We start from the raw sequence: 12,014 nt of genomic DNA on the forward strand, positions 1-12,014 counted from the left end.
CCATAATTATTAGCCCTTAAGTCCAGTGAGCGTAATACCTTCAAGAAAATAACGCTGTCCAATGAGGAACACGATCACGCATGGCAGAACAACCACAGCGGATGCTGCCATTAGCAAATCCCATTGTGCACTATACGACCCCTGAAACATTTGCAAGCCAAGCGCGAGTGTAAATCGATTATCGCTTTTCAAATAAATCAACGGCCCCATAAAGTCGTTCCAGGATGCCAAGAATGTAAATAATGCCACTACAATTACCGCCGAACGGCTAAGCGGCAATAAAATGCGGAAAAAAATCTGAAAATAAGAGGCGCCATCCACGACTGCAGCTTCGTCGAAATCTCTTGGAATCCCCATGTAAAACTGGCGTAGTAAAAATATATTGAACATGCCGCCGCCGAAAAATGCAGGTACTATCAGCGGGTAAAATGTATCGTAAAAACCAAGCCACTTCCACCCGAGGAAGCTTGGAATCATCGTTACCGCAGAGGGAAGCATCATGCTTGACAGCAGAATGGCAAAGACAATGTCTCGCCCTTTCCATTGGATACGCGAAAACCCAAACGCTGCAATCGTACTGGTAACCACGGTGCCGATCAGTGTGGAGATAACGATGACAAGTGTATTCACAAAAAATGTCCCGAACGGTAGTACCGTTAACGCTCTTTTGAAGTTATCCCATCGAAACGGATTCGGAATCCATTCCGGCGGCATAATGAAAATTTGCGATAAATCCATCAAAGCGCTGCGAATCAACCAGACAAATGGCATGATAAACATCATGGAAATGATAATCAGCGCCACATAACCTGCCGCCAGTTTCAACTTTGAATCTTTCATCAGCGCCCTTCCCCCTCGTAGTAAACCCATGATTTTGAAGTTTTGAACACCAAGAAAGTAAAGAAGAGAATAATAATAAAGAGTACCCAGGCCAGCGCGGAGGCGTAACCCATCTCGGTATTCGTAAACGCCGTTTTCCACAAGTAATACACATAGAACAAACTCTTGTTATTTGGTCCGCCTTGCGTCAAGATGTACGCTTCGTTAAATACTTGAAAGGAGCTGATAATTGTCATGACCGCATTAAAGAAAATCGTAGGCGTTACCATCGGAATGGTAATCGTGGTAAGTTTGCGGAACCATCCACCTCCGTCTACATCAATTGCTTCGTAATAGGATTTCGGAATGCCGGCCAATCCGGCCAAAAAGATAATAACTGTACCGCCGATGCCCCATAGCGTTGTCAGCACCACAGAGGGAATGACGGTCGATTCCGAGAACAGCCAATTGCTGGTCGGCAAATGTAGCCACTCTAATACCGTATTCACCAGACCAAGATCGGGATTGAGAAGCCAAAGCCAAATCATCGCTGACGCGACAGCCGGTACAATACTAGGTAGATAAATGATCGTTCTGAAAAGGGCTCTGGCCTTAATATTCATATTGAGCAGGAGCGCAATCATAAAAGAAATAATAATGACGGCGGGCACGCGCAGAATGACGAAGTAAAATGTCGCACTGAGCGATTTATAGAAGTATTCATCCTGTCCCGAAAACATCGCACTAAAATTTTCCAAGCCAACAAAACTGATCTGATCCTTAAACACACTATAGTCAGTGAGACCAAGCACGAGGCTCGCAATCATGGGACCGGCTGTAAACAGGATAAAGCCCAGTATTGCTGGAGCTGTAAATAAAAGCCCATACCATATTGCCTTCCGCTCTCGCCTTTTCGATTTTTGTTTCATTTTGGCGTTAAATTGATGCGTATTCATAGATGTATCCATTCGAGCCCTCCTAATCATAAGCTGATGGAAGGTAGAAGGCGTTCTATTTCTAGAACAACCTCCTCTCCGCATTGTTTCATGAACAAATCAATTTATTCTATATCACGACGTCCCTTAACATGAGCCTGCGCTTTATCAGCGATAGCGTCCATCGCTTCTTGAGCTGATTGCTGTCCAAGCCATACTTTATCCAACGCTGGAGTAACGACATCCATTAACTTGTTGAAATTTTTCACATAGCCGGTTGGTGTTTGATGACTGTAGTTGAGCATTACATCAATAACGGCATCCTTATAACCCGAAGGACGTGATTTAAGATTATCTGTCCATCTAGACACAAGCGCCTCGTCGGTATACCAACTTTTAAGCGCTGGCATCCAAACGCCATCCTGCAACATGTCAATCGATGATTCCGGATCGATCAGTGCTTTGACAAGTTCCCATGCTTCTTCCGGATGCTCGGTAGACTTAAATACGGAGAACATACCAGCAACAACGGTTGTAACCGGTTCCTTCATCACTGGTAATACACCAACATTAAAATTGAAGTTTGAACTTGCCAGAGCACTGGTGTTCCATTGACCGTCAACCGCCATCGCTACTTTTCTTGTCTGTAGCGCGACATTCGTTGCTGGAATATTCTTCGATTGGACAGGTGATGGTGACACGTGATGAACGTTAACCAGGTCTGCGAGCTTTTGGAGTGCCTCAACAGCTTCCGGTTGATTCATCGCAAACGTCTTTCCATCGGCTGAAATAAAATCGCCACCGTTTGAATAGATAAAGTTACTGTAAGCACCCCAGAAAGTACCTATGTTGACCCCGTATTGTTTAATATTCTTCGGATCAAATGCCGGATCGGCTGCATTTCGGCCTTTGTTGTCCAGCGTCAGCTGCTTCGCAACATCAACGAATTCATCCCATGTCCAAGCTTCTGAAATTTTGCTCGGGGGTGCGGGCAGTCCGGCATCCTTAAAAGCATCTTCATTGTAAAATAGAGCATACGACTCCGGTCCTGGAGCAATACCGATAATATTGCCTACTTCAGATGAATATGTAATGTTCGGCACCAAGCTATCCATACTTATATCTGGATCGTTTTCAAGATAAGGCTGTAAATTCAAGAACTTCCCTTCTTCCGCGAGCGGGTAAGCGATCGTTCCTGACTCCATCATCGCGACGTCCGGCTCATCATTGCCCGCAACCATCGTTGTCAGCTTGGTATCATAATCCGTTGGAATAAACTGCATATCGACTTTCACATTGGGATTCTTCTCTTCAAATTTAGCTACTGCTTTCTTGTTAACATCTATCTCTCTGGGCGATCCCCATAATGTTAGACGCAATGTAATTTGTTCCTCAGATGTTCCGTTTGTTTCCGAAGTAAGATCCTTACCTGCATCGGACTTCGTACAAGCAGGTAATACAGTCAACGTCATAATCAGCATTACGATTAACGCAAGTGTAGATTTCTTCTGTCGTTTCATGTCATATCTAACCCCTCTCAAACTCTGTCTATCACATAGCTGCAGTCTATATGATGTATGCTCCCATTATAAAATCCAGATAGCGCTTCCAAAACCCGAACTTCATTGGAATGGTGGACTATTTTTGGGGAATCGGCGGCAGCTTGATAATCACCGTTGTTCCCTTCCCTGGCAGAGAACTTATGTCAACGCCATATTCTTTACCGTAGGCCATTTGAATGCGCGAAATCGTGTTTATGATACCGACCGAAGTCGATCTTTTATCCAGAATCTTTTGAACCGTATCTTCGCTCATTCCCCGTCCGTTGTCAGCCACCTCAAATATTCGGTATCCATCTTCATTTCTTCCGCTCACCGTGATAAGTCCGCCCGTTTCAAGCTGATCGAGGCCATGCAGAATCGCATTCTCAACAAACGGTTGGAACAGAAGTCTCGGCACTTTCATTTCATACAGCATCGGATCGATTTTATATTCAACGCTAAACTTGTTCTCAAATCGGGTCGACATAATAAAGAAATAATGGTTCATCCATTCAATCTCCTCAGACAGATTTACCGCGTTCCAATCTTTTCGTGAAGTATAATGCAGCATATTGGAAAGACCGACAAGCATCTTACTAAGTTCCCTCTGGCCCGTTTCAATTGCCATCCAGTTCATAATATTAAGTGTGTTGTACAAAAAGTGGGGATTCATCTGCATGTTGAGAGCTTGAATCTCCGCCTGTTTTTCCTTGAGCTGAATTTCATAGTTTTCTTGAATTAACATTTGAATTCGGTCATTCATCCGATTAAACCGCAATAGCAAAAAGCCGAACTCATCCTTTGTCTCGACCGCTACGCGTGCCCCGAAGTCTCCTTCTCCGACGGATTTCATCGTTATAAGCAGCTTGCGGATCGGACCGGTAATTCGGCCTATAATGAAATAGGCAAAAATAACCGCAATCAGACCTAGAAGAGCGGAAAGTACGAGTGTTGAAATCTGAGCTGTGCTCACAAGTCTGCCGACAAGAGCCGACTCCGGCGTCATGACCACTGAGAGCCAGCCGGTTACTGAGGAACGGTCGAAGCACACGATCATCCGTTCATTACCCAGCTCTACTTTTCGCGTTCCGCTACCGATTTGCCGAAAGTCATCCAGCCAGGTTTCACCATAGATTTTAGTGATTTGATCAGCGTTGGAGCTTGCGACCACATGGTTTTCAGGATCGATAACCAAGTAATCGGAACCAGAAGGAATGCTGTTGTTGAACAGCGATTGAAACACATCCGCTTTGAAGCTAATATTTAGAATCGGACGCTCTACCCCGGACTTCAGTTTAACAATCGATGAGTTCTCCAGATGAGAAAAATTCAGGAGTCGGGTTGCCGAGAACATATAACGATATTCGATATCGCTATCACTCAGCCATTGCTGACCGAACATCTGAATAAAGTCATATGTCGGATACCAGATCATTTTCCCTTCCGCGTTCTCCGCTGTCTGATAGATGTGTGAGCGGGTCGGATCGCCCTGAGGCAGAGCACGCTGCGTACCGAATGTATAATACGATGTCCATAGTTGATAGGCATAGACATCTTCGTTCTGCGTAAAATATTTACTCAAAATAGACGATATTTGTCGATCGGCATCAAGCAACTCCGCCTTATTCGAAGAATCCAGCCCATTAAAGATTTTATATAACTCCTTGTCCACAAACAGAGCCAGCGTGCCTTGTTCCACTTTGCGCAGCTTCGTATCCATCACTTCGTTGCTTTTCTTAACGATTTCGTATACATTCTGCTGCGCTTGTTCCGTCACCATGCGCAGACTGGTGACGTAGTAGACGATGCTAAGCACCAACAGCGGGAGCGCAATCAGAACTAAGTAACTGGCCAACAGCCGATAGCGAAATCTCATAGGTTCTCACCCTTTTGCACCAGCGGAATGGACAGATGTCTGAAACTCTCCGGAGACATCCCTGCATGCTTCTTGAATACCCTGGAAAAATATTTGGTATCCCGGTAACCGCAACATTTAGCGATTTCATAGATTTTCATTTCATTACCTGCAAGCAGTTCCTCGGCCCGCTTCATTCGAACTTCTATCAGATAATCAGAGAAGCTCTTACCGGTCCGATTCTTGAACATCGTACTGAAATAGGAAACGTTAAAATGATATCGTGAGGCAACCGATTCTAGAGATAGATTCTCCATGAACCTTTCCTGAATCAGAGCAACGCAGCTGTCAATGACAAGTTCCCGCTTGTCGTGCTTCCATCGACGCCAACAACCGTGAACCTCGGCCAAACAAGCATCCAATATTTCCATCAAACTGGAGAATGACTCACAGGTTGATATGGATTCAACGGATGCTTCGGCCAACCTCTTCACGGTCTCCGTTCCAAGACGATCACCCAAGCTGTTCTGTAGCTTGGTCAACATAAAGGACGCATAATCTTTAATGACAGCCGGATCAGTCTGTCCTTCTCCGGCAAGCTTCTCGAATGCATTACGGCATAGCCGAATTGCAGTACCTGCTTCTTCCCCTTGCAGCGATTTCTTGAACACTTCTCCATCTAATTCAAAGGAAGGTTGCTTCCGTGTGTGCAGAAGCTCATCGCAGAACAGCACCCCTTTCCAGCAATCGTGAAATAGATATGTACTAGCTTCCATGGCAGATCGGTAAACACGAGACGCTAACTTTCCGAGATCTTCGCAACCCGGGCCTACTGCATGTGTCAGCCTGCCGTAGCTGTCCCATCTTGCGTTAAGCGTATCTAGTTCAGCATGTAAGCTACTGCGCCGTTCCCTCAAAACATTCCCCTGCACATGAACGACGGTAGCAATCTCAACATTGTAGTTGCGATTGTCCTCTGGCCCAGGTACATGCAAGACGACACTTAGAGCATTGCCGAAGCTAGACCAGAACGCCTCAACATCATGAATCAGTTCCTCTATATTTGCAGACAGCATAGATTTCTGTTCCCTTCCCGGCCGAAAAATACTGTAGACGATCGTGCCCTCACCTTGATGCAAGCCCATTCGTTCCAGCTCCCGCTGCCCAGCGGTGGACAAGGTTCCGAACAGCCACTCCATCACCAATTGTTTGCGGTGCGCGGTGACCGTCACCGCTAGTCTGTCCTGAATCCATTCAGCTTTCCTTCTCTCCGCGGCTTCCTTGGAAAGCTCGATCTCGATACGTGTTAGGACCTCTTCCAGCTTGTCGATGTCGACAGGTTTAAGTAAATAATCATAAGCTCCGTGGCGGAGTGCTTGCTGCGCATAATCAAACAAATTATAAGCACTTAGCATAACGACCTTCGGTTTATAATCACCCTCTGCAAGCTTAGAGAGCAAGGAAAGTCCGTCCATATAAGGCATACGAATATCGGTTAATATAACATCTGGGCGTTCGTTCCGAGCTGCTTCAAGGCCTTGAACGCCGTCCCTGGCGATGATGACCTGTGCATGGGAACGGGTTGCCCGAATCATACCAGCCATTCCCCTGCAATGCCTTGGCTCATCATCGACAATTAATATTTTCATTTCCTGTCCCCCCGTTGGTGAGTGTGATATGTACTGCGACTCCTAGATATGGAAATACCCATGGGAGATTCGCGTGAAATGGAGCCAACAACCACCATTACACAAGGAGCATCTCACCATGGGATACTCACATGTTAACATGACCGAACGAAGCAAACTATGAACTACTATCCAAGATGAAATGTTCATTCGAGGGGCCGCTGCTGAGAACTAGAAATCTGCCATAGCTTGACACCTCATCTACTAAAATAACAAACAGCAGTAAACTTAATCTCGCAAAGTTTACTGCTGATCTTTGTTTATTATTTAGTCATTTTTTACAGACCGCACAGCGGCAAAAATGTTTCTATTAGTCAGGCTTATTGGGCAGCGATGCACCAGTAACGGTCACGAGTCAGTTTTAATCTTCGATTGCAGCCTTACGGGAATTAATACGGCGGATGATTTCAGGATCAAATTTCGGCTTTCTGTCGTATGTGTACAGGCCATTCACTTCCTGCTCCACATCGTATAACTGTGTATAGCAAAATCCGAACATCATGGGATGATCAAGCAGTGTACTTGTTAACCCTTCATAACGTTCCAGAAAGGCCTCTTCGGATGTCGGTCTATCGCCATACCCCCAAGATTTCTCATCCTTCTGATCCGGATTCCACCAAATGCCACCATACTCGCTAATGAAATAAGGCTGTCCTTCATACTTTTGTCTATCCGGAAACGTATTGTAGACTTCTCCGCCAGCTTTCATTGGTTCATATTTCGCTCGGAACGTCTCCGGATTTTGATCGTAATCATGGATATCAAAAATATCCGTCACCACATGATAGTTTCCGCTAGTATCAATGACCGGTCGAGTCGGATCCATTCGTTTTGTAACTTCGTAAACAATCCGCAGGACATCGTTGTTTTGCCTTGTGCCATTATGATCCCACGTCTCGTTAAAAGGACACCAACCTATGAGCGCAGGATGATTGAAATCGCGTTCCATTCCTTCGAGCCATTCAGGTAAGAACTGAGACACGCCCTCTGGTTTGGTAATATCAAGTCCCCAATTCGCATGCTCCCCCCATACGAGATAACCTAACTGGTCAGCCCAGTATAGAAAGCGAGGTTCGAACATTTTCTCATGCAGTCTAGCACCGTTAAATCCAAGTCCCATCGATATTTCGATATCTTTACGTAGATCCTCATCGCTCGGAGCGGTATAGATGCCATCTGGATAAAATCCTTGATCCAGCACAAGACGCTGAAACACGGATCGTTCATTAATTCGGAAAGCCATTCCGTCCAACCTAACGGTTCGAAGACCAAAATAGGAATTGACTGAATCACTCACCTGACCTTGTTTATGTAGGGATATCTTCAGGTCATATAGCCTACCGTTGCCAACCTCCCATAAGTGAATTTCTGATAGTGGAATGGTCAGTTTTACAGATGGTCCTGACACATGTACACTGACATCACCAACCGGTTTATCTTCAAACATGGCGGATGCGGTAAGTTTTGCTCCTGCTGCATTCCCCTCAATCTTCAAGTCCAAATGCACGCAAGCATTGTCAGGATCAGCCACTAACTTCATATCAGATAAGTATATCTCAGACACTTGCTCAATCCATACCGTCTGCCAAATACCCGTGGTTCGCGTGTAATCGCAGCCACTCGAGTAAAATCTCCCACTTTGCTTGCCCCGCGGCTGAAGCCCTGAACGGACGTCATCCTCTGCATAGACGGTAATGATATTTACGCCCGCCCGCACACTCGAAGTGATATCAAAACTAAACGGGGAATACCCTCCACGATGCGTGCCGACGGATACGCCGTTAACCCATACCTCAGTTTCGTAATCAACTGCACCAAAGTGAAGTAGAATTCGGCCATTCGTCCATGACTCCGGTACGGTAAATTCCCTTTTATACCACACCGCAGCCATAAAGTCTTTATACTCTACGCCGGACAGCTTGCTTTCCGGACAGAAAGGAACCGTTATTGTTCCTGACAGATCGTGCCCGGATTCAGCATACCCCCGTTCCTTTCCACTTTTGCCATGATCGATTTCAAATTGCCATTGACCGTTTAAATTGATCCAGTCGGGACGTACCCACTGAGGTCTAGGATATTCGGGGCGTGGAACAGAATTGAAATGTGTCATATTGAAGACTCCTTTTTAATATTATTTTGAGTTAATTATGAAATACCACCGTGATCAACTTTCACTGCTCTGCTTCACATACATCCTGCTCGTCTCTTCCCATATTTCATTAGGCTGCAGACTGAACAGTCCGATTTCCTCCTTCGGCATCTCCATATTGGGTGCATTGACCAAGTTAATCTGCGGTTCAGGACAGAAGAATCCTTCGGTCGCTTCGTTATTCCAGATCATCCATTGCTTATAGGAGGTGCCAACGTCATAAATGAGTGTCAGTTTTTCTTTTATATCCGTAAGCTCCATTCGGTTTCGCCCGTTTTGAGCAGCGGAGGTATAATGATTGTCCATACTTTCAAAGAATGGATAGACGCCAGCGCCTTGCATGACCAGCTCATCCGGAGACAGTTCGAGATGCGATCCAGTCGGTAGCATTCGGCCATTAAGCTCCCACCGTTTTCCAATCGTAAGCTTTAAGCGGTAATCCTTAGCGTTGCCGCCCTCCACATATGGAGCATTGATCGACGTATGAAACGCCAGCAGACAAGGCATCACTTCTTGCCCGATATTGGTGACAGTTACACGTTGGGACAAGCCCTGATGACTCAGGCTGTAGCGGAGCTGAATATGAAATTGGAAAGGAAAGCTCTGAAATACCGGATGGTTCTCATCCACCTCGATAGAAACGGTGACAAATGCCTCCTCTTTGGAGTGACCGAATTCGTCCACCTTCCACGGAATGTTATATACAAATCCATGTAAATGATGACCCGTTGCTTCTTCATTAATCGGCAGATGATGGACCTCGCCGTTCCATGGAAATTTACCATCCTCATAACGGTTTGGAGGAAACAGCACAGGAATGCCATGAATCATCGGTCTCGCTTTAAATTCCTCCATTTGTTCAAGTCCAGGTTCATGTAAAAATCGATATCCTTTCTCATGGTTCCGGAAGGCAATCAAGTTCCCCCCAGTATCCGGGAGCATCACTGCTTCATAGGCTCCTGCCCTTAGATACACCGCGTTCTCATTATGATAAGCGCCCTCGTAGGCATTCGTTCCTGTCATGTCCTCATCTCCCTTTCCTCCTTCATACATGCCCCCTCTTTATCGGAAAGGCAAGTATACTAGGACTTCATTTTCCCATCATGATGCTGCGAATATCCTCAAGCGGCGCCTTAGGTTGTCTATCATATGTAAGCAAGCCATTGATTTCTTGCTCCACATCCGTCAGCTGTGTATAGCAATATCCTTGGATTACCGGCGAAGAGAACATCGGATCAACTACTGCCTTGAGCTTGCGCAGGAAGTCCTCTTCATTCTCTGCTCCCGAGTAACCCCAGCCCTCCCACTCGCTCTTCTTGAATGCAATACCGCCAAACTCTGATACAAGTATCGGCTGACCTTGATAGGAAGCTCCACCGACAAAAATCCGACGATTGGCCGGCATCGCTTGCACAGCAGATTCCGTTGTTGCATATCTGTCTTCCAGCACTTCTTGACGACTCTCGTAATCATGAATGGTTGCCAGATCGGTTGTCATCTGCTCCCATCCATCGTTATATACAACCGGTCTTGTCTCATCCAAAGACTTCGTTAGATGATACATGGCTAGTCCATGCTGCTGCTGGCGCTTATCGACCTGGACATTTGGAATCCCCCAGCTTTCGTTCAGTGGAACCCATGTAACAATACATGGATGGTTATAGTCACGCTCAATGATCTCCAGCCACTCTCTAGTGAAACGTCCAACATATTCTTCCGAGTAATCGTACGCATTTGCTGCCTCGCCCCATAGTAGCAGACCGAGCTTGTCACACCAATACATAAACCGCGGATCCTCGGTCTTCTGATGCTTTCTCACCCCGTTAAATCCCATTTCCTTCGCCAGCTCAACATCACGTTTCAATGCATCGTCCGTCGGCGCGGTTAGAATTCCTTCGGGGAAATATCCTTGATCCAGCGCGAGTCTCTGGAAATATGGACGGTTATTCAGACAGAACTTACCATCTTCAATCGAAACCTTCCGCATCCCAAAATAACTCATAACTTCATCAATAGCCTCTTCCTCACGAATGAGCCGGAATTGAATGTCATAAAGGTTCGTATGCTCAGGACTCCATAAACGGCCGAGGCCATGATCCGTAAAATCATTCAGTCCGATTGACCGGAACTCTTCCGCATGCCTGATCATAGATTGGTCCTCGGCAATCATTTCACCCTTATACGATACTGTCATTTGTAGCTTAAGATGATCTAAGGCCTTGAGGCCTTGGATATAAGTTCGAACCCGAATTTCATTACGATCAATATCCGGCGTGAGTGTTACCTTATTTATATGCACTGTCTCCAGTGGCTCAAGCCATACGCTCTGCCATATCCCCGTTGTACGGGTATAGAAAATACTTGCGGAATTCTCAAGCCAATATTGCTTGCCCCGCGGCAAGGTCACATCGCGGCTGAAATCTTCCGCTCGCAGAACTATCGTATTGCTACTTTCTACGAGCGAAGGTGTAATATCTGCCTGGAACGGCGTATGTCCACCCTCATGCACAGCAACCAGTTGACCGTTAACCCAAACTTTTGCTAAATAGTCAACTGCACCAAAATGAAGCACAATCCGCTTTCCACTCCAATCCTCCGGGATCTCGAAAGTTTTGCGGTACCACACAATATCATGAAAGGATGGGTCCTCTATGCCGCTTAGTTTACTTTGAAACGTAAAGGGTACATTGATTTCCCGCGTGAAGAAAGCGGATACATCTGTTTGATACCAATGTTCATCCTCACCGATTCCTGTATCATCAAAACTAAAATCCCACTCTCCATTTAGGCTTAACCACTCCTTGCGGAGAAACTGTGGTCTTGGATATTCCGAACGTGGGATTGCCGGGTTGCTTGATTCCATGGTCATCGTTAATCACTCCTGTTTAGTTAATCTAATGATTAATAATTAACTCAATGGTGCTTCAAGCAAATTTTAAAATAATAACTGAATTTAGTCAACCATAATCTTGTTTAGTTAATTAATTAGTTATACAATGGTTGATATCAACATAATGGAAATAGTAA

Annotated in this window: 8 protein-coding genes; all 8 read right to left on the minus strand. The window is 45.6% G+C overall.

Annotated elements, in window-relative coordinates; all coding sequences use genetic code 11:
- Positions 1-9 precede the first annotated feature (9 nt).
- The 8 genes from B9N86_RS19300 to B9N86_RS19335 all read right to left on the minus strand — a co-directional run bounded on the left by B9N86_RS19300 (position 10) and on the right by B9N86_RS19335 (position 11,856).
- Positions 10-840, minus strand: coding sequence for a carbohydrate ABC transporter permease (locus B9N86_RS19300; protein ID WP_208914763.1), 831 nt, complete (start codon positions 838-840; stop codon positions 10-12).
- Positions 840-1,748 carry a carbohydrate ABC transporter permease gene (locus B9N86_RS19305; RefSeq protein WP_208920545.1) on the minus strand — a complete coding sequence of 303 codons (909 nt, stop codon included), beginning with the start codon at positions 1,746-1,748 and terminating at the stop codon, positions 840-842. The genes B9N86_RS19300 and B9N86_RS19305 overlap by 1 nt, the downstream gene beginning before the upstream one ends.
- A 131-nt stretch (positions 1,749-1,879) precedes the next feature.
- Entirely contained in the window at positions 1,880-3,274 is a 1,395-nt protein-coding gene (locus B9N86_RS19310; RefSeq protein ID WP_208914764.1) for an ABC transporter substrate-binding protein, read from the minus strand.
- A 118-nt stretch (positions 3,275-3,392) separates the two neighbouring features.
- Entirely contained in the window at positions 3,393-5,171 is a 1,779-nt protein-coding gene (locus B9N86_RS19315; RefSeq protein ID WP_208914765.1) for a cache domain-containing sensor histidine kinase, read from the minus strand.
- On the minus strand, positions 5,168-6,799 hold the full coding sequence (locus B9N86_RS19320; protein ID WP_208914766.1) for a response regulator transcription factor: 1,632 nt from the start codon (positions 6,797-6,799) through the stop codon (positions 5,168-5,170). Before B9N86_RS19320 ends, B9N86_RS19315 begins: the two co-directional genes overlap by 4 nt.
- A gap of 400 nt (positions 6,800-7,199) precedes the next feature.
- On the minus strand, positions 7,200-8,948 hold the full coding sequence (locus tag B9N86_RS19325) for a glycoside hydrolase family 2 protein (protein WP_208914767.1): 1,749 nt from the start codon (positions 8,946-8,948) through the stop codon (positions 7,200-7,202).
- A 54-nt stretch (positions 8,949-9,002) separates the two neighbouring features.
- A complete protein-coding gene (locus B9N86_RS19330) occupies positions 9,003-10,010 on the minus strand; it encodes an aldose 1-epimerase (RefSeq protein WP_208914768.1) in 1,008 nt (335 codons plus the stop codon).
- Positions 10,011-10,077: 67 nt separating this feature from the next.
- Positions 10,078-11,856: a glycoside hydrolase family 2 protein gene (locus B9N86_RS19335; RefSeq protein ID WP_208914769.1), complete on the minus strand. Its 1,779-nt coding sequence runs from the start codon at positions 11,854-11,856 to the stop codon at positions 10,078-10,080.
- Positions 11,857-12,014 lie beyond the last annotated feature (158 nt).

The sequence above is a fragment of the Paenibacillus uliginis N3/975 genome, assembly GCF_900177425.1.
Lineage (GTDB): Bacteria > Bacillota > Bacilli > Paenibacillales > Paenibacillaceae > Paenibacillus_AQ > Paenibacillus_AQ uliginis.

Bases quoted from the DNA above. Each gene is read 5' to 3' on its own strand.
- B9N86_RS19300 (WP_208914763.1), bottom strand. From the start codon at position 840: ATGAAAGATTCAAAGTTGAAACTGGCGGCAGGTTATGTGGCGCTGATT.
- B9N86_RS19305 (WP_208920545.1), bottom strand. From the start codon at position 1,748: ATGAAACAAAAATCGAAAAGGCGAGAGCGGAAGGCAATATGGTATGGG.
- B9N86_RS19310 (WP_208914764.1), bottom strand. From the start codon at position 3,274: ATGAAACGACAGAAGAAATCTACACTTGCGTTAATCGTAATGCTGATT.
- B9N86_RS19315 (WP_208914765.1), bottom strand. From the start codon at position 5,171: ATGAGATTTCGCTATCGGCTGTTGGCCAGTTACTTAGTTCTGATTGCG.
- B9N86_RS19320 (WP_208914766.1), bottom strand. From the start codon at position 6,799: ATGAAAATATTAATTGTCGATGATGAGCCAAGGCATTGCAGGGGAATG.
- B9N86_RS19325 (WP_208914767.1), bottom strand. From the start codon at position 8,948: ATGACACATTTCAATTCTGTTCCACGCCCCGAATATCCTAGACCTCAG.
- B9N86_RS19330 (WP_208914768.1), bottom strand. From the start codon at position 10,010: ATGACAGGAACGAATGCCTACGAGGGCGCTTATCATAATGAGAACGCG.
- B9N86_RS19335 (WP_208914769.1), bottom strand. From the start codon at position 11,856: ATGACCATGGAATCAAGCAACCCGGCAATCCCACGTTCGGAATATCCA.